Below are 18,716 nucleotides of genomic sequence, written 5' to 3'. Positions count from 1 at the left end.
TATGAGTTCATTTATGCAATTCCCATTAAATATCAAATTTCGTATACTTAGCTCTTTTTTCTCTAAAACTATCGGAACGGCAACTTCTCCTTTTTTAATTTTATATTTAACTAATTATTTGAACGATGTTTTCTTAGGTCTTCTTCTTTTACTCAGTATTTCTTTAAATTTTATATCGAGTATTATCGGGGGTTACCTGTCAGATATTTTTAACAGGAAGCGGTTTATAACTACCTTCCAAACTGTTCAAATAGTACTACTTTCTATATTGACTTTTGAACTCTATTTTCTTGAAAAAAACCCTCAAGAAGGAGTTCTTCTCTATTGCATAGTTATTTCTTATGTACTACAAGGTGTGATAGGTGGGACTTATAAACCTGCATACAATGCTTTAATTATGGACTCGACAAATAAAGATAATCGAAGAGATATCTATAGATTTAATTATTGGACTACTAACTTGTCGCTTGCTGTAGGTACAAGTCTAGGAGGATGGTTCTCGAGTAATCATTTAATATCTTTGTACGTAACTTCAATATTTATTTTAATTCTAGTAACAATTGGCTTTTTCATTATTATAGAAAATGATAACCAAATATTTCGAAAAGAAGTTAGACAAAATAACTTTTTCGTTAATCTTTTTCACAATTATAAGGAGGCGCTTAAAAATAAGGATTGGATAATTTTTTTATTGGGTAGCGCATTTATTTTTTCTGTTGAGTTCTCATTGATTTACTACTCTAATATAAGGCTTGCAAGAGATTTCTCTCAATTCAGTATATTAGGAATTGATATTTCAGGCATTAGGATGTTTTCTGTTTTACAATTGATTAACACTATTTTAGTTATTTTTTTCACGTTTCAAATTGGTAGAGTAGTTGAGAAATGGTCCACAAAAAATGCTCTTTTAATCGGTGTATTTCTATATATATGTGGTTACAGCCTAATTTCATATAACCTGAATTTTTATATACTTATCCTCTGTGTAATCATTGCAACCATTGGAGAGCTTATTTTTTCTCCGAATTGGCAGGCAGCACAAATAGAGTTTATTCCAAGGGATAAAAGGGGGTCTTTTTCTGCATTATCAGCATTATCAAATGTGTTGGCTCTATTAATGGCAAGTGGTTATCTATTATTATCAGGTCACTTAAATATATCAATTATAAGCATTCTAATATTTATAATAGGAGTTATTGGGTTAATACTAGTATCATTAACACTTGTGAGGAAAAATCGATTAGAGTAGAAAAAAATTGTCACCTTTTGGAGTTTGCATTACTGCAAAACTCGAAAAGGTGACGGTTCCATGAAAAATTTTTTGTGTTAGATTGTGGAATCTGCTTTAAGAGTTGAACAAATGATTCTTTTGTTCAATCTATAAGTACATATGAGTATTAACTTGTAGTATAAACCTGTTGCTTAGATTGACTTAGCTTGGTTGCTGTATCTGAATAGAGTGTTAATTAGTTGAGCGCTATATCTGTTGTGCATTTCATCTTGTTTTAAAGCTTCAAATACCTTTAAGCTATCTCTGCAATGTTGTTCACCCTCAATGAAATTGTATGATGTAATCATTCTAATTCCTAAATAAAAGTTAATCATGGTTTGTTCAAAAAAATTAGTTCTATCATTGAATACATTCTTTGCTGTATCGAGTAAAGCATCGGTATGATTAAAGTCTTCAATATTAATGCTTAACTGAATCAAGTTAAATAATAAAGAACTCAGGATTCTATTATCAGACTTTAAATCTTTGTACATTAAAGAACGTTTGATCAAGTTCTTAGATAAAAGCATAGCAGTGGATTCAGGAAAAACAAATAAAAAGTTATTGAAAAGTACTAATTCGTAATAACACCAATTTTCAACGTTAATTAAATAATCCGCAATTTCTTTACAATGATTGAGTGGAATTTTTTCTTTGTTAAAGCTTAATTCGATACACTCACATAGAATGTATAGATGTTTATAAAAAATATCCTTACATTCTTCATAGGATTGATGTATATGTGTTTTTAAGACAGCAAGTTCATTTTTATTATCCAATTGATATGTATCAAAAACATCTTTATATGCAGCCATTTTAGGACTTAACTTATAGTCATTAAGCATGAATAGGAATTCGTCATAATTGACATTGCAAAATTCAAGAATCATTGATAGTTTTTCAGAAGAAATTTGATGTCGGTCATTCTCAATTTTGGCCAAATATGGTCTTGATATCATGATACCCTCTGCTAACTCAGTTTGTGTAAGGTTTTTACTCTTACGAACATATTGGATAAGTTGGCCAATCTTCATGTGACTCTCCTTAGATGTATAATATTTATTACAAAAAAAATATTGTAATATTTCCCTAGTATACTCTTTTATAGGAGGCGATTCTAGTGAAGAAACTAAGTTATAAAGCATCCTACAGTGTAGGTATAATTATGCTATCATTTTTAAGTGACTATATATGGTGGATTACAAATCCATAGAAGACGCGGGAGGCATTCTAATGATATATCGTCCATCTAATAAGGGAGATATCCCAAAGTTGCTCGAGATTCAGAAGGAGGTATTTGAAGAAGATTTACAGAAGTATCAAGATTATGATACCAATCCTGCATGTGAAACGTGGGAAAAAATGATAAAAAGCATAGAGGTTGCACACCATTTCACAATTTTCGATAGAAATGATAATATTCTTGGGGCCATTGACATTAGAGGGAATGATGAAAGGATGCATATAAATAAAATATTCATCAAAACAGAATGTCAAAATTCTGGTATGGGCACAAAAGCAATGGATTTTGTTCAAAAAAAATATACCGATGCAAAATTATGGACTTTATATACTCCTCATTTAAGCTATAGAAATCATTATTTTTATGAAAAAATGGGATTTTCTAAAATTAAAGAGGTTAAGGTTTCAGATAGACTAACACTCTTTAAATATGAAAAATATGTTCTCCAGACCGAAGTATGATTTCCCTATCAATTATACTAAAAAAACACTCTTAGAAAAGAGGGTAACGCCCTCTTTAAGAGTGTTTTTAGTTCTTACAGTATCTAAATGTTTAAACAAAGTAGGACTGATTGAAGTACAAAGTTTATAGTTATCGAGAATCACATATTATTCGATATATCTTATTGACCCATCATACCGCCATCTACGGTGTAGAGGGAAGCTGTTACATAGGATGCTTCTTCGGACAATAGGAAGTTCATTACCGCAGCGACTTCTTCCGGTTCACCGTAACGGCCCATTGGAATGGCAGATACCGTAGCAGATTGATAATCTTCCACGTTGCCGGAATTAGCTTCGATCTGGCGCATCATGCGGGTATTGATTGTGCCTGGCAATACAGCGTTAACGCGGATATTGTAAGGTGCCAGTTCATTGGCAGCGGTACGTGTGAGGCCAACTACGGCATGTTTGGACATAATATATGGAGATACGGCAGGTGCGCCCATCAGACCCGCAAGGGAAGAGGTATTTAGAATCGCACCGGATTTTTGTTTTTTCATAACGGGAATGACATTTTGCAGACCCAGGAATACGCCACGAATGTTGACGTTATACACGGTGTCGAGTGCTTCAACACTCAGGTCTTCGATCAGTCCTGTTGGGCCTTCAATGCCGGCATTATTGGCAAAATAATCGATTCGTCCAAACGCATCCAGTGCTTTTTGCACATAGTTTTTCACGTCTGCTTCCTGGGATACGTTCGCTTTTACAGCGATGACGTGTTCCTTGTCGAGGTTCAGATCAGTGATCGTCTGCTGGATGGCTTCTTCATTCAGGTCAACCAGAACCAGATTAATTTTGCGCTCTGCGAGACGGCGTGCCAATTCTTTACCAATGCCTCCGGCTGCTCCTGTAATAACGGCTGTATGTGTATACGATGTACTCATGAATGATTCGCTCCTTATTCATTATTGACAGGTATTTTTTTAAAAAAAGTTTCAACCTGTCGTCTATCTTTCCTGTCTCAATGTTAAGATATACATAGCCATGTGACAATAATCATTGACAGCGCATATGTCAGCTATCGGACAGAGATGTAAGCGGTGTTCATTTAGTTTACAATAATGAACAAAGGAGGCGAAAATGTTGATTATTGAACATCCTCAGGACCGGAGAGCACGAAGAACGCAGGATGCCATCATCGCTGCGGCGGTTTCTTTGATATTGGAGAAGGGAGCGGATGCCCTCACCATCCGGGATATTACGGAGCGGGCGGATTACAACCGCGGAACCTTCTATTTACATTTTCCCGGCAAACCGGAGTTGTTGCAGTTCATTCTGGATGATTTCATGCAGGGGGTAGGACAGGCTTATGCAGCACCATATGCACAGCTCAAAGAAGTGGATATGACTGCATTGCTGCCATCCACGATGCCGGTATTTGAATATATTGAAGCGCATCAGGATATTTTCCGCGCATTAATGACGATGCATTCCGATATGGGTTCCCGTCTGTGCAATATGTTTAGAACGTATTTAACCGAGGATTTTGTACTGGTGACCGAAGATAGCGAGCACACGATTAATTACGACATCATGTTAAGTTATCTGGTATCTGCTACGGTGGGCGTGATTATGCACTGGGCGGAGATTGGATTCAAATATTCTGCGCATTATATGGGAGAGCAGCTTACGGCACTGATCAACATCAAACCAACCCGTCTGCTGATTGAACCAGGGCAGAAGGGTCGGACGATTCATGAGCGTATGCTGTTGGATTAAGGGTCGAATAGAAGTTTTGTTCTATATAAATTGAACTAAAGAATATTTACACTGCACACTTCGATGACAGAACAACCTTCCGATCGCTGTTATCCCCAGATTTTTTTGATTTCTTTTATAAAGGGTAAATCCGGGGATAGCGTATGCTTCCGATGTAGCTTTCTTACAGAAAGCTTGTAGGCGAATGCTCCGCTTCTTCAGGTCCTTTCTGTCCTCTCCGTTTTGTGTAAATGTTTAGTTCAATTGATATAGATGAAGGAATCCAATTCGATTACCCTGTCATGGAGGCATTCGCAGCCTGTTGCATCTGAAGCAGCTGTTCGCGAATCAGGACCGACTCTCCGATCATGATCAATGCCGGATTATTCACTTGATGTGACAGGGCTAGGGAATGAAGTTCGGCAAGTGTGCCGGTAATAATCCGTTCCTCCGAAGTGGTTCCCCGTTCGATTAGAGCCGCAGGGGTGTGTCCACTTTTCCCATGGAGAAGCAATTCATGTTGGATCTGGGGGAGTTGGCTAATGCCCATATAGATGACCAGTGTATCCACGCTATGGGCGAGCAGGTCCCAGCGAACGGAAGATACACTTCCGTCACTGCCGGTTCCCGTGACACATGCAAACGATGAAGCAATCCCGCGATGGGTTAACGGAATAAGGGAGGAAGCGGATGTACCTACAGCTGAAGTGATGCCGGGAATGATCTCGAATGCAATCCCTGCTTCTGCCAGCACAAGCGCTTCTTCACCACCACGGCCAAAGATGAACGGATCGCCACCCTTGAGTCGTACGACTTGTTTGCCTTCCGCTGCATGTGCAGCAAGCATCCGTCCAATCATCTCCTGACTCATGGAGTGAAGTCCTGGAGCCTTGCCGCAGTAGATGCGGAGTGCTCCGACGCGAGCCTCAGCGAGCAATTGATCATTCACAAGCCGATCATACATAATGACATCTGCGGACTGAATACGTTTCAGGGCTTTTACCGTAATCAGATCCGGATCTCCAGGGCCAGCGCCAACGATACTAACCAAGCCCCGGCTCATGATCGTGTCCCCAATTTCGGTGCCGCATCGGAACTTGCCAATCCGGAACGACCACCCTGAATGGTTGCCAGTTTGGTTGATAGCTTCACCGGTTTCCCCCAGTGATGGGCAGCATATAGGCCGAGGCCTGTAAATACAGCTCCGCCAATGAGGTTACCCACCAATACCGGGATCTGATTCCACAGCCACCAGTCCGCGACACTGACCTGTGCACCGAGCATCATGCCTGCCGGAATGACAAACATGTTCACTACAGCATGTTCAAAACCTTGGGCGAAAAATATCGTAATAGGCAGCCACATCGCTACGATTTTGCCTAGAGTTGATGTGGATGTCATCGCCATCACGGCCCCGAGTGTGACCATCCAGTTACATAGAATGGCCTTGATGATCACCAGAACAATGCCTGCTCCGCCCAAATGCTTATATCCCAATGTCTTGGCTTCACTGGTCTGGATCAGCGTTTGAATGAGTGGATTGCTCATATCCGTACCCATCTTCGTAAGGGTCAGGCCGTATAACAGAGCATAGAATGCACATCCAAGCAGATGACCTGTGATCACCCAAAAATAATTTCGTAGCATATCCATCCATGTAATTCTGCGTTTCATCAGTGCGAGTGGGAGCATCGCAAAGTTTCCTGTCACCAATTCAAGGCCCAGCAGAACAATAATGACGAATCCCGCGGGGAATATCAGTGCACCTGCCAAACCAACGGAAGTTTGAGATACAGCGGTATATGCCAATGTGGTTGCAAAAGCAAGGATAGCCCCTGCCAGAAAACCGCGGATTAGCATCTGTACCCGATTCATTCTGGCTTTACTCTCACCAGCTTCGAGCATCGATTGCAGCACTTCTGCAGGTTTAACAAAATCCATAGCGCACGCCTCCTTGATGTCAGAGTATCTTTAGCATTTAACCCGCAATTGTGATATAGATTTCTCCACTGTTGCCGTCTACTTCTGTTTTGTAGGTGTTCAGACAGCCCTCATCCGGCTCATGTACCTTACCGTTACGCAGATCAATCTTCCAATCATGCAAAGGACAATGAACCGCTGTCCCGCATACCATGCCTTCCGACAGCTTGCCGCCCTTGTGAGGGCAGCGATTCTCGACGGCGTGCAGACTCCCGTCGCTTAGTTTGAAGACTGCAATTTCGGTATCCTGTATCAGGAAAGTCCGTGCACCCTTTTCATCAATATCCGCAAGGTGTCCAATCCGGAATTTGTTCATCGCTGTTCCTCCTCTTCTAGTGAGTTACCGGCTCGGCACCGGACAATGGGGTGAAGTTCTTACGCAACTTCTCGTCTTCAATGATTTCTTTCCAAGGATCAACCGTGTGACCCAGCGTAACTTCCAGACGTTCGACCAGAGCGAGACGTACATCCCGATCCGCCAATGCTTCCTTCACATGTTCCAGACCTACCCGTTCAATCCAAGCCGCTGTTCTCTCATTCCATTTTGCGTTCTCTCTATAATACTGCAGGTAGGAGTAAGTCCACTCCTCCACTTCCGCATCGGTCTTCACTGTGCAGAGCAGCTCGGCTGTGCGAACTTTAACTCCGGCGTTACCACCAACATGAATCTCCCATGCACCATCGATGGCGACAACACCCAGATCCTTGATGGTCGCTTCCGCACAGTTCCGCGGACATCCAGATACAGCAAGTTTCACTTTTGCTGGAGCAACCATTTTGTCGAGTTTTTTCTCCAGACGAATGCCCATTTCGATGGAGTCCTGTGTACCGAATCGACAGAATGTGTTGCCTACACACGTCTTCACCGTACGCAGTGCTTTACCATAACCGAAACCGGAAGGCATATCGAGCTCTTCCCAGATCTTCGGCAGGTTCTCTTTCTGTACTCCGAGCAGATCGAGCCGTTGTCCACCCGTGAACTTCACCATCGGAACATCGTATTTCTCTGCGACAGTTGCAATCTTGATCAATTCAGCCGGGGAAGTAACACCACCATAGATCCGTGGAATAACGGAATAGGTACCGTCCTTCTGAATGTTGGCGTGATAACGTTCATTGGTGAATTTGGATACACGCTCATCCCTGTATTCAGCCGGCCAGATCATACCGAGATAATAATTCAGGGACGGACGACACTTGGAGCAACCTTCCGGTTCATTCCAACCGAGAACGTTCATCACTTCCTTCACGCTTTTGAGTCCCATTTCCTTGATTTGTGCAACAATTTCATCCCGATCATAGGAGGTGCAGCCACAGATGCCTTCTTTGGTCTGTTCGCCTACATTATCACCGGCATAATACGTGAGCAGGTTTTCGATAATCGGTTTGCATCCACCACAAGAAGCGGAAGCTTTGGTGCAGGACTTGATGGCACCGAGCGTATTACAGCCTTTATTCAGAACGGCATCTCCGATGGAAGATTTGGTAACACCGTTACAACCACAGACGATCTCGTCATCTGGCATACTGGCCATACGTTCTGCGACAGATGGACCAGAGCCTGAAGCGCCGGAAGGCACGCCGAGCAAAATTTCTTTCTCACGGCCGCTAATGTTCTCGCCACTTTTAATGAGGGAAAACAGCGATGCGCCATCTGTGGTATCCCCGAACAGTACGGCCCCAATCAGCTGCCCATCCTTGATCACCATCTTTTTGTACACACCGTCGACATCATCCTGAATGCGAATGCTGCGCGTATCTGCAGCGTCTTTGAATTGTCCTGCAGAGAATACGTCGACTCCGGATACTTTCAGTTTGGTGGAAGTTACTGAGCCTGCATATCCTTCGGTGGCCGCTCCAGCCAAGCGTTTCGCGAGCACCATACCTTGTTCATATAATGGAGCAACCAGTCCGTAGGCAATACCGCGGTGTTCTGCACATTCGCCGACGGCAGAGATCCCAGGAATGCTGGTATGCATATAATCATCTACGATGACACCACGATTGACATCCAGGCCGGTATTTCGAGCCAGTTCGATCTGAGGACGAATCCCGACAGCCATGACAACCAGGTCAGCTTCAAGTACGGTCTGATCCGTGAAACGAATGGCTTTCACTCGATGCTTGCCAGTGATTTCTTCGGTATGTTTATTCAAAAGGAACTTCATGCCCTGCTCTTCAAGCTCCCGCTGGAGCATCAGCCCTGCTGGCAGATCCAGATTCCGGTCCATCAGATGACCGTTAATGTGGATGACCGTGACGTCCATGCCCAGATTGAGCAGCCCACGCGCTGCTTCAAGTCCTAGCAATCCGCCTCCAATGACGGCAGCTTTGCGATATTTTTGTGAGGCTGCCATCATGGTCTCGCAATCTTTAATATCGCGGAAACCGATCACGCCTTCCTTGTTGGCACCGGGAAGTGGCAGGATGAACGCTTGTGATCCGGTTGCCATAATCAGCTCATCATAGGCTGCGCGTACACCGTTCTGAGATACAACTTCCTTGCGCTCGGTATCGATCTGAACAACCGGGTCTCCCGAGTATACCTGAATGCCGTTATCTTCGTACCAGCCCCACTCGTTGATGACGATATCTTCGATGGATGTTCCGCCAGCCAATACAGAGGAGAGCATGATGCGGTTGTAGTTGGGATGCGGCTCTGCGCCGAAGACTGTAATTTCATAAGCGTGCGGAGCGAGCTTAAGGATATGTTCGATTGTACGAATTCCCGCCATGCCATTACCGACCAATACCAGCTTTTTCGTTGTACTCATTATGATTAGCCCCCTTAGGTCCATTGTGCAAATTGCCTCAAAATCTTGTCTCTAAAATCGAAAAAGCCTGTTATGCCTCGGAGGACTGCGCATATACATACGCATCCCTTGCTCCGAGATTGCAAAACAGGCTTCATTGCCGTTTCAACCAGCTACGCCGTTGTAACTGTGATTGATTCAAATATGGAGTTGTTATGGCTTAACTATAAAAGATCGATCTAACCATGTCAATATAGTTGACACAAAAAAGTATTTGAAATTTAAAGTTAATTATGTTTACATGAGTTTATTGGAACACGAATGATCGAAGAGGTTTTAAGGGTATATATTCATGAAAATGAATGTTTTAGTGGCAAATAGTGTGGCAGTAACTACAAAAAGCATAGAAAACGTGTCATGATTAGTGTTTCATTCTTTTGGGTCACTAGGACGATCCGTCATGATTGTTGTATTTATTACTTCGGAATCATTTATAAAATCAGATTGATTTGCGCTTTTGTCAGGTAATATAACATATATAGCGCTTTCATGTGTTAATGTCTTAAATAATACGATTCTAATTATACGTAATCAGGGAGGGATTGCTCCATCATGCGATCTTTATTGGTCATCCGTATACAATCAACGATAGCTGATTCGTCCGATGCAATCCCTCTGACACCGGAGAGGCTGCTGGGAGCGAACGGGTACCATGTACAGGTGGCAGGCAGTGAGGCGGAAGCGGTGAAGCTGGCTCGTGCGGCGGAAGCATCCATCTTGCATCTGTCGCTGGCTGACGTGGAGTACTGGGTGAACTGCCTGGGAAAGGGAAAGTCGGATTCCCCGCTGCTCTGGTGGTGCGCGCCAGACACAGCCTCTTCCTCCGCAGACTCCTGCGAGATCGAAACTTCATTTGATGGAATACTTACCCCTTCCATGACCGGGTCGGAGATCCATTGGACGCTTCACTTTGCAGCCCGGCGCTACATGGAACGCAAGCAGTGGGAACAGGAAAGGAAGCAGTTGCAATCCAGGCTGGAAGATCGGAAGTGGATTGATATGGCGAAGGCCATCCTTAGTGATCTGAAGCAGATTTCCGAGGCTGAAGCCTATGACCTGTTACGCAAGAAAGCGATGGATGAACGCAAACGGATGGTCGATGTAGCCACAGCCATTGTGAAGGCGCATCAACTGCTCCAGTCTTAATTGGAAGGAGGATTCTCCATGGATATGTCTCAGATACTCCGAGAGGTCGGACGTGGGAAACGAGGCTCGCGTGATCTGAATTATACAGAGGCACTGACCGTTGCAGAGAAAATCCTGAAACAGAAGGTTTCCCCTGCCCAGACGGCTGCCTTTCTCATGGCTGAACGAATGAAAATGGAAAACGTCGAGGAACTGGAAGCCTTTGTTCATGCATGTCGTAACAGTGCGGAACGTTTCTCCGTTTTTCAGGACGGATTGGACTGTGCTGGTCCCTATGACGGGCGGACGAAGTCGTTCATGGCCACGTTTCCGGTTGCATTTGTACTCGCGGCAGCCGGGTTGCCTGTGACTTTGCACGGGAGTGATCCTTTACCGCCCAAGTGGGGCGTTACGCTGTCGGTACTGTTGAAGGAAGCAGGAATAGATACGGGTAAGATGGATCGGGCAGATGCCCAAGGCGCTGCGCTCCATTCAGGTGTCATGTATGTATCCTCCGAGGAGTGGTGTGAGCCTCTTCGCAAGCTTCGTCCGTTACGGGAAGAGCTGGGATTCCGCACGGTGTTTAACACAGCAGAGAAACTCATTGATTATAACCATTCACCGTATCTGGTGTTTGGTGTGTTTCATAATACCTTTCTGGATCGGATTGCGAAGCTGCTTACCCGGTTTAATTATCGTCGTGCTTATGTGGTGCAGGGAATGGAAGGTTCTGAGGATCTGTATATTGATCGGCCAACCCGCGTATACGCCGTGGAAGATGGTGATATGAAGCTGGAATTGGTTGATCCTGCAGCCTATGAATTGGATATGCCCGTACCGGAACTGGTCTGGACGGCTGCGAAGCAGCTGGAAGTGGCGGAAAGTGTATTAAGCGGTGACGGTCATATTGCCTTTGTGAATCAGGTTCTGTTAAATGGAGGATTCCGCTTGTACGCAGCGGGGCGTGTCAATTCCATCGAAGAGGGCATATACACTTGTCAGGGATTGCTGGAGAGTGGTGCGGCATATCGTATCTATCAACAGTGGTGTGTCTCCATGGGTGGCGAACTGCCGGATAACAGGGCGGTATCCATTTATCCGGCATCGTCCAGGTAACCCTTGGTTCAAGCTTGTGCTTGTTTAGCGTATTCTTATTCCCAAGGATAAGTAACGGTCAGGAAGTCAGCGAATTTCTTGCTCTCTTCCCGCCGCCTTTTCCGCATGGCCGCCCGATCCGGAGCGGTCTCGTATAGTTTCTTCTCTTCTTCCGTCTCTGGGATAATGCGGGGTACGATCAGTTTGCGATTATTTTCGTCCAGGGCCACAAAGGTCAGAAATGCAGTCGCCGCGATTTTTTTCTCTCCGGTCTTCAGATCCTCACGAACCACCTTCACAAAAATCTCCATGGAACTGCGCCCGGTCCACGACGCGAACGATTCCAGCGTAACGGAATCTGTTGGGTTAATCGGGTACAGGAAGTCTACCGAGTCGGTTGATGCGGTAACGGTATTGACCCGGCATAGCTTGGAAGCGGCAATGGATGCGATATCATCGATGTAGGACATCAGCTTCCCGCCGAACAGGGTGTTGTGATTGTTGACATCGGTTGGGAACACCCGTGCCGTCTTAAAACAACGCGTTTCGCGTACATACTTTTTCTCCACCTGATCCATCTCCGTAGGTTTCGGTATTTCTCTCATGCTTGTTCCTCCTTACAGTATGGCTGCTGTGACATTTCATTTGAGGTGTTGCAGGGTCTTTTTGATCTGTTATCCCTAGTATAGGTGTCGGTCAGAACCATATTCAAATGAAGTTGGACTACAAAAAAACCGCCAGGCGCGGACCGGCGCGCTGGCGGTTTACTGCTGTATATTAAGCCTTGGGCTTGAAAATGCCGGACGGTTTGCCGATTGGCAAGAACGCATAGCCGAAGTGAGCGTTCAGTACCGAAGCACCTGTACCATACAGGGACACAATTCCGATCGCCATTTCAGCGTATGCTGCAATGGTGTGGAAAATGTGAGGAGCTACGCCGAAAGCGTCAAAGGTCAAGCCAAGGAACAGGAAGTCAATCAGAATGAAGATGATCAGCAATACTTTATTCGCTTCAATCGCACCGATGGTCATGAACAGGGTGAATACAAGGTATCCGGCAAAAGCAAATCCGAGCTGCTTGCCATCAGCCTGTTCCGCAAGCGTGGAGCCAAATACGCCCATTTTGATCATCCAATTGGCCGCCATGGCGAACCAGAAGAATGCGTACGCACCAAAAGCGGTTGTGCCAAAGGTATTGTTGCGTTTGGAATCTTGAATGCATGCAAATAACTGGGCAAAGGCGCCCAGGAAGATTGCCCAAGGAATAGCGTAGCTAAGTCCATCTGTGATGCCAAGCTTTTGGGAAGAAGCGACCAGGGTTACGATAGCCAACCCAAATAATCCCATTGCGCTGGGATCGGCGTTAACAATTTTGACTTTAGTCTGTGAATCGGTCTGCATGTTGATGATAAGCCTCCAATAATATCAAATCAGGATTAATGGCCGTCGTTGGCCGTCCTCTAAATTACATCATTTGTATCCGCCGGGTCCGGACACACACATCGCCCTATTGTACCTGAATGACCCCATTATGGAAAGGGATTTTATTACCTTTTGAACCAATAGACTTTTTGTTTTTCTAATATACACATTTACGACACAATCCATTCTGGCCGTGAATGATGAGGTCGGATATAAGAATAAAGCCCTCGTGATTACGCTAAAATTGCGTCATATCAGCCATTTTCGGATAAGCACTTGTATGATAAAATATTCTTTATCAAAAAATGGAGAAGAATACAAAACATCCTTGTCTCCTATGCCATATGTTAATCCCACTATAGATTGACAGGAAAAACTAAAATGGTTCACAGAATAAGGAGGTATCAGGGGTTATGGTTATGAGTTTGGATTTGAAAAATAAAATAGAAAAGGCCAGACATAACCTTTATATGCTGGTAGAGCATAACAAGGGTGGTCTTGGACATCCCGATGTGATTCGGCAGTCTATGGCATTGGACGAATTGATTAATGAGTATAACCGAATTAGCCGAAACCATTCACGGGCCTGAACCCGAAGGGATTTTAATTTTATATACAGAACGAATCACATAGATAAGTAACACTTGATCGTACAGACGGGCATGAATAATGCCGGAATGGACTTCCTCAGTTGAAGAGGCGGTACCCTACCGGCGTCATATTCATGCCCGTTTGTTTTTGTTGCCACAGCACAATATCTATCTGTCTAATGCAGCATTCGTTTGGCTTCCAAATATAGAACCTGTACGAATTTTTTCGTATTGATCCGTGTCTGGGACAGGGAAGGTTCCACATTGTTTTGCAGCTCCAGCATTTTCTTGCGAATTTCGGTGAAATCAAAAAATTTGGATGCATAGTTCTCAAACTTGGGATGTGTATAATCGGTTAATCCAAGAGACACCACATGGCTCAGTGTCTGGAAGATGGCTCTGCGAACCCGTTGTTCCGATGCCTTAATCTCCTTGTTAATCTCTGCGAGTGAGGCGTTCTCTCCCAACTTGCGGATCGCTACGTTATGAAAGATGTCTTTGAGAGACGGGAACATATAGGGGGACAGCTTATGCTCATCGGTCTCTACCTGCTCCAGATATTCCAGCATGTCCAGCAGATCCCTGCTGCCCGCTTCGCCGATCATGCCCATCTCGGACAGCAGGAAGTGTCCTGCTGTCGTGATTGTTTTGTCCGGAACCGGAGCCGTAGTACGCTCATTCAGATGCAAACCGGACAATCCCTGCAACGTCCGCTGAATATCTGCGATGGATTGCTGCATTCGAACTCTTTCGCTGACCAACCGCAGAACAGATAGGATCTCCAATCGGTTAATGGGCTTTGTAATATAATATTCAATGCCTAGCGAATAGGCTTCGCCGATCATATTTTTCGATTCGATCTGGGAGATCATGACGATCTTGCCCTCGAACCTTCCTTCGAGCGCCCGCACGGTCTGAATCCCGTCTCGTTGTGGCATCAGCAGATCAATCAGCAGGACATCCACCTTATGCAGTTCCATCAGTTCCGCGTGAATATGTGCTCCGTCCTCAGCTTCCCCGGCAATATCGCCAAGGCCTTCATCCTCAATAATATCCATCAGCATGGAACGAACGCCAGGATCATCATCCACGATAAAATAACGCATGTCAGTCATTCCCTTTCTCTGCGAATGGTGTGATTGATAAATCTATGGTAAAGGCGGTTAACTCCGCCATGAACTCTCGTTCCAGTGTAATCGTTCCGTTCCCTCTTGTATAGAACCTGACATGTTAGGTTAAATGACAATGATTGGGCGATCAAAGAACATTTTTAAATTTAAATATTGAAATTGCATGTAGGTATTTGTCGATTTTCGTAGATGCCCTTGTAGTATAAGTAACATCCCCAACTCCGGGGCAAGTATTGTGCAGAATGGTACAAACTTTTCGCGTGAACCATCTCTGTAATTGAAATACACCATAAAAGGGGCATACCGATGGAGCAAACAATACAAGATATTGTCGGCATTTTCAATGATTTTCTATGGTCCAAAGTGTTAATTATATTATTGGTAGTATGTGGTATATACTTCACCACCAAGACCCGATTCATGCAATTCCGCATGCTTGGAGATATGGTGAAGGTGCTTCTAGAGCGGAAAAGCAAGGAGCCTGGCAAAATTTCCCCTTTTCAGGCGTTCTGTATCAGTATGGCGGCCCGTGTAGGTACAGGGAATATTACCGGTATAGCATTGGCTATCGCATTGGGGGGTCCTGGTGCTATATTCTGGATGTGGATCATTGCAATTATCGGATCAGCCTCCAGTTTTGTGGAGAGTACGCTCGCTCAGATCTATAAAGTGAAGGATAAGGGTGGATTCCGTGGGGGTCCGGCGTATTATATGGAGCGTGGGCTGGGCAAACGCTGGATGGGGATTTTATTCGCCATTCTCATTACGCTTTCATTCGGTTTGGTCTTTAATGCGGTGCAGTCCAACACCATTACCGTAGCATTCCAAAACTCATTTGGTACGGATCGGTTAACGGTAGGGATCATTATGGCTGTGATATTTGCTGGGATTATTATGGGCGGTGTCAAACGGATTGCAAAGGCCTCGGAATACATCGTCGTTGTGCTTGCTGTTTTGTACATTGGGGTAGCGGCTTTTGTGGTGCTGGCGAACATTACCCAGCTTCCGGCCATGATTGCATTAATTGTGAAAAGTGCCTTCGGCATCGAACAGGTGGCTGGCGGAACGTTGGGCGCTGCACTGATGAACGGTGTGAAACGCGGATTGTTCTCCAATGAGGCGGGCATGGGTAGTGCCCCGAATGCGGCTGCAACAGCGGATACAACACATCCGGTGAAACAGGGACTCATTCAGGCGTTTGGCGTACTGACAGATACGTTGGTAATATGTACAAGTACCGCCATGATTATTTTGCTATCAGGAGTGTACAAGGGCTCCAGTCTGGGTGGCATTGAGTTAACTCAGGCTGCATTAAGTGTTCATATTGGTTCATGGGCATCGGGATTCCTGGCGGTTATGGTGTTCCTGTTTGCCTTCAGTACACTCATCGGAAATTATTACTACGGGGAAACCAACATTGAGTTTATCAAATCCAACAAAGTTTGGCTGTGGGTATACCGCATTTGCGTCATCGCGATGGTGGTGTTTGGCGCAGTTGCCAAAGTTCAGCTAGTGTGGGATTTGGCTGACCTGTTCATGGGGCTGATGGTGGTGGTGAACCTGATTGCCATCCTGATGCTGTCCAAGGTCACCTTTGAAGCATTGAAGGACTACAAGAAGCAGAAGGCTGAAGGACGTGACCCCGTCTTTACGCGTGACCGGATTCATATTCCGGGTGAAGTGGAGTGCTGGCAGTCGGAAGAAGAAGTTATTGGAGATAAATCAATACATGTAGCCAATTAAGATTTCATCTGAATATCGTTGGTCATATACAAATGGACATAACAAAAAACAGGACTTGGATTATCCATCATGGGCAACCCGAGTCCTGTTTGTTGCATATAAGATGTATCTTCACACGAGTTGAAGTTCATCTGGATATACATATAATTTATTTATTAACCGAATAGCTGATCAGTTGCTCGGACAGAGCTTTCATTCGTGCACCTGTTTCATTAAGCTGCTCAATCACATCCGTGAAGGATGATACAAGCGTTGCTTGTTCCTGTGAAGAGGCAGCAATCTGGGAGACTTCAACTTCCATCTGTTTGATAACCTGTTGTACATCTCTCAGGCTGGTATCGATATCACTTGTAGCCTGTTTGGCATCCACAGAGAGTTTGCGTACTTCCGAAGCCACCACGCCGAAGCCGGCACCAGCTTCACCAACACGAGCAGCTTCAATAGCGGCATTCAGACCAAGTAAATTGGTTTGTTCAGAGATTTCACGAATGAATCCGGCTACCTTGTTGATTTGGGAAGAGTTCTGAACAGCAAGTCTTGTGTTCTGCAAGATCTGTTCACTGGTTGCTTGCAATTCTTCGGCATGGGCGGCGACATGCTGCACCATATCAACGAGGTTTCCATTGATGGTTTGATTTTCTTGTATAATGTCTTCAAGCTGGTTCTGATTGGATTGGTCGTAAGATACACAGAAAACAGCAACAACATTTTGGTTATCATCAAAGATCGGAATATTCAGGGTATCAAGTTCAATACCAAAAACCTCCTTGGGAATCGTGGAAAGACTGGCTTCTCTTCCGTTTTTCAAGACGGCGAAGTTCTGGAATGAGTCCAAGAGCGCCATTCCTTTTTCAAAACCAAGGTCAAACTTGTCGGTGGTTATAACCTCCAATACCTTTTCGTGATCATATACAGTTAAACTGGCTGGTTCTCTAAGGATCTTGCTGATATAAGGCATTACTTTAAGCAGGGCATCTACAACGTTCATGGAAGAGGACCATCCTTTCAATATTTGAATGTAATATATTTAACGATCTATGGAATGCTCTATCTTTCATCGGACAGAAAGTGCGTTTCGTGAACGGCATTTTGCACGAATGAATGAACATTTTATGATTAAATTTTTAAATATTTACCATTTGAAATGATTTAATGGATATAAGTGTTAGTTGTAACTATTTTTATATCAAGATATTTGTACGAGTGTATATCAATTATGGGACATATGTCCCTTTGTGTACGTTATTTACGACAACGGAGGGGACGTCGGAATGAAAGAAATCATGGACTTTGGACTTGTGCGACAACTCGCCCGTGAGAATGGGTTGGATCAGGTGCTGGACGAGTCTGCACTCGCTGAGTTGCGACTACTTGAGGCTGCAAAGGGCGAGATGATCTGTGCCAAAGGTGAGCGACCCGAGCGATTGTATTTTCTCGTGCAGGGCAAGCTCAAGATCTATACTACCCTGCCTAACGGTAAGTCTCTGTTGCTTCGTTTCAGTACACCACTTGCGCTCGTGGGAGATTTGGAACTGGTGAATGGCAAGGAGGCTATGAATACGGTAGAGTCTGTGAGCAAAAGCCTGTTGCTGGGTATCAGCTATCGTTCTCTCCAGAATACGTATGCAGAGAACCCCAAATTTCTCCACTTCATGCTGAGTCAAGTTACACACAAATTGTATACCTTTTCTAACCTGTCGAGTCTGAATATGTTATACCCGGTCGAGAGTCGCTTTGCCAGTTATCTGTTGTCCACAATGGGCCAGGACGATTCCTCTTCGGAAGAAATCCAGACCTCCAAGCTCACCGAACTCGCCGATATGCTGGGTACCAGCTATAGACATCTTAATAGAGTCGTTCAAGATCTGTGTAATCGAAATATAATTCGCAAGGTGCAGCGTAAGCTTCTGATCTGTGATCTGGAACAGTTGCGTGCCATCGCGGGGGGCAATATATATGAGTGATGGCATCTAAAATAAAGATCAAGCCAGCATATATGTACGACATGAAGCGGTACAACAAAATACAATATGGCATAACAAAGAGCACCCTCCCGAATATACGAAGGGGTACTCTTTGTGCTCTTTGTGCACTGCACGTC

Annotated in this window: 18 protein-coding genes; 8 read left to right on the top strand and 10 right to left on the bottom strand. The window is 44.5% G+C overall.

Annotated features, from left to right (window positions below):
• The first annotated feature begins 1 nt into the window (after nt 1).
• A complete protein-coding gene (locus MKY85_RS28820; protein WP_342571388.1) occupies nt 2-1,249 on the top strand; it encodes an MFS transporter in 1,248 nt (415 codons plus the stop codon).
• A 173-nt stretch (nt 1,250-1,422) separates the two neighbouring features.
• Here MKY85_RS28820 and MKY85_RS28815 read toward each other — a convergent pair whose 3' ends face one another.
• A complete protein-coding gene (locus MKY85_RS28815) occupies nt 1,423-2,304 on the bottom strand; it encodes a helix-turn-helix domain-containing protein (RefSeq protein ID WP_342571387.1) in 882 nt (293 codons plus the stop codon).
• Nucleotides 2,305-2,503: 199 nt separating this feature from the next.
• Here MKY85_RS28815 and MKY85_RS28810 point away from each other — a divergent pair, with 199 nt between their 5' ends.
• On the top strand, nt 2,504-2,974 hold the full coding sequence (locus MKY85_RS28810) for a GNAT family N-acetyltransferase (RefSeq protein ID WP_342571386.1): 471 nt from the start codon (nt 2,504-2,506) through the stop codon (nt 2,972-2,974).
• A gap of 161 nt (nt 2,975-3,135) precedes the next feature.
• Here MKY85_RS28810 and MKY85_RS28805 read toward each other — a convergent pair whose 3' ends face one another.
• Nucleotides 3,136-3,903 (bottom strand): SDR family oxidoreductase, encoded by a 768-nt coding sequence (locus MKY85_RS28805; RefSeq protein WP_076332059.1) that lies wholly within the window; start codon nt 3,901-3,903, stop codon nt 3,136-3,138.
• Nucleotides 3,904-4,099: 196 nt separating this feature from the next.
• Here MKY85_RS28805 and MKY85_RS28800 point away from each other — a divergent pair, with 196 nt between their 5' ends.
• The gene (locus tag MKY85_RS28800; protein ID WP_339238669.1) at nt 4,100-4,738 is read left to right on the top strand and encodes a TetR/AcrR family transcriptional regulator; all 639 of its coding nucleotides are present in this window, start codon (nt 4,100-4,102) and stop codon (nt 4,736-4,738) included.
• A gap of 271 nt (nt 4,739-5,009) precedes the next feature.
• Here MKY85_RS28800 and cobA read toward each other — a convergent pair whose 3' ends face one another.
• The 4 genes from cobA to nirB are packed head-to-tail and all read right to left on the bottom strand — an operon-like array spanning nt 5,010 to nt 9,471.
• Nucleotides 5,010-5,780 carry a uroporphyrinogen-III C-methyltransferase gene (gene cobA / locus MKY85_RS28795; protein WP_342571385.1) on the bottom strand — a complete coding sequence of 257 codons (771 nt, stop codon included), beginning with the start codon at nt 5,778-5,780 and terminating at the stop codon, nt 5,010-5,012.
• Nucleotides 5,777-6,658 carry a formate/nitrite transporter family protein gene (locus tag MKY85_RS28790; protein ID WP_342571384.1) on the bottom strand — a complete coding sequence of 294 codons (882 nt, stop codon included), beginning with the start codon at nt 6,656-6,658 and terminating at the stop codon, nt 5,777-5,779. The genes cobA and MKY85_RS28790 overlap by 4 nt, the downstream gene beginning before the upstream one ends.
• A 37-nt stretch (nt 6,659-6,695) precedes the next feature.
• Nucleotides 6,696-7,013: a nitrite reductase small subunit NirD gene (nirD, locus tag MKY85_RS28785; protein WP_074092734.1), complete on the bottom strand. Its 318-nt coding sequence runs from the start codon at nt 7,011-7,013 to the stop codon at nt 6,696-6,698.
• A gap of 16 nt (nt 7,014-7,029) precedes the next feature.
• On the bottom strand, nt 7,030-9,471 hold the full coding sequence (nirB, locus tag MKY85_RS28780; RefSeq protein ID WP_342571383.1) for a nitrite reductase large subunit NirB: 2,442 nt from the start codon (nt 9,469-9,471) through the stop codon (nt 7,030-7,032).
• A 591-nt stretch (nt 9,472-10,062) separates the two neighbouring features.
• Here nirB and MKY85_RS28775 point away from each other — a divergent pair.
• Nucleotides 10,063-10,656, top strand: coding sequence for an ANTAR domain-containing protein (locus MKY85_RS28775; protein ID WP_339238665.1), 594 nt, complete (start codon nt 10,063-10,065; stop codon nt 10,654-10,656).
• A gap of 18 nt (nt 10,657-10,674) precedes the next feature.
• On the top strand, nt 10,675-11,751 hold the full coding sequence (locus tag MKY85_RS28770) for an anthranilate phosphoribosyltransferase (RefSeq protein ID WP_342571382.1): 1,077 nt from the start codon (nt 10,675-10,677) through the stop codon (nt 11,749-11,751).
• A 35-nt stretch (nt 11,752-11,786) separates the two neighbouring features.
• On the opposite strand, the gene MKY85_RS28765 is transcribed toward MKY85_RS28770, so the two are convergent.
• On the bottom strand, nt 11,787-12,299 hold the full coding sequence (locus MKY85_RS28765) for an acyl-CoA thioesterase (RefSeq protein WP_339261552.1): 513 nt from the start codon (nt 12,297-12,299) through the stop codon (nt 11,787-11,789).
• Nucleotides 12,300-12,507: 208 nt separating this feature from the next.
• Entirely contained in the window at nt 12,508-13,131 is a 624-nt protein-coding gene (locus MKY85_RS28760; protein WP_091012490.1) for a GPR1/FUN34/YaaH family transporter, read from the bottom strand.
• 434 nt (nt 13,132-13,565) lie between these two features.
• Here MKY85_RS28760 and MKY85_RS28755 point away from each other — a divergent pair, with 434 nt between their 5' ends.
• Nucleotides 13,566-13,742, top strand: coding sequence for an aspartyl-phosphate phosphatase Spo0E family protein (locus MKY85_RS28755; RefSeq protein WP_339238663.1), 177 nt, complete (start codon nt 13,566-13,568; stop codon nt 13,740-13,742).
• Nucleotides 13,743-13,918: 176 nt separating this feature from the next.
• On the opposite strand, the gene MKY85_RS28750 is transcribed toward MKY85_RS28755, so the two are convergent.
• Nucleotides 13,919-14,848 carry a response regulator gene (locus MKY85_RS28750; protein ID WP_342571381.1) on the bottom strand — a complete coding sequence of 310 codons (930 nt, stop codon included), beginning with the start codon at nt 14,846-14,848 and terminating at the stop codon, nt 13,919-13,921.
• A 330-nt stretch (nt 14,849-15,178) separates the two neighbouring features.
• Between MKY85_RS28750 and MKY85_RS28745 the strand changes: the two genes are divergently transcribed.
• Nucleotides 15,179-16,615, top strand: coding sequence for an alanine/glycine:cation symporter family protein (locus tag MKY85_RS28745; RefSeq protein WP_339238661.1), 1,437 nt, complete (start codon nt 15,179-15,181; stop codon nt 16,613-16,615).
• Nucleotides 16,616-16,763: 148 nt separating this feature from the next.
• Here MKY85_RS28745 and MKY85_RS28740 read toward each other — a convergent pair whose 3' ends face one another.
• Nucleotides 16,764-17,603: a methyl-accepting chemotaxis protein gene (locus MKY85_RS28740; RefSeq protein ID WP_339238660.1), complete on the bottom strand. Its 840-nt coding sequence runs from the start codon at nt 17,601-17,603 to the stop codon at nt 16,764-16,766.
• A gap of 283 nt (nt 17,604-17,886) precedes the next feature.
• Here MKY85_RS28740 and MKY85_RS28735 point away from each other — a divergent pair, with 283 nt between their 5' ends.
• A complete protein-coding gene (locus MKY85_RS28735) occupies nt 17,887-18,579 on the top strand; it encodes a cyclic nucleotide-binding domain-containing protein (protein WP_342571380.1) in 693 nt (230 codons plus the stop codon).
• The last annotated feature ends 137 nt before the right edge of the window (nt 18,580-18,716 follow it).

The organism is Paenibacillus sp. FSL R5-0749 (assembly GCF_038595085.1).
In the GTDB taxonomy this organism is placed as follows: domain Bacteria; phylum Bacillota; class Bacilli; order Paenibacillales; family Paenibacillaceae; genus Paenibacillus.
This window is presented reverse-complemented; position numbering and strand designations above follow the sequence as displayed.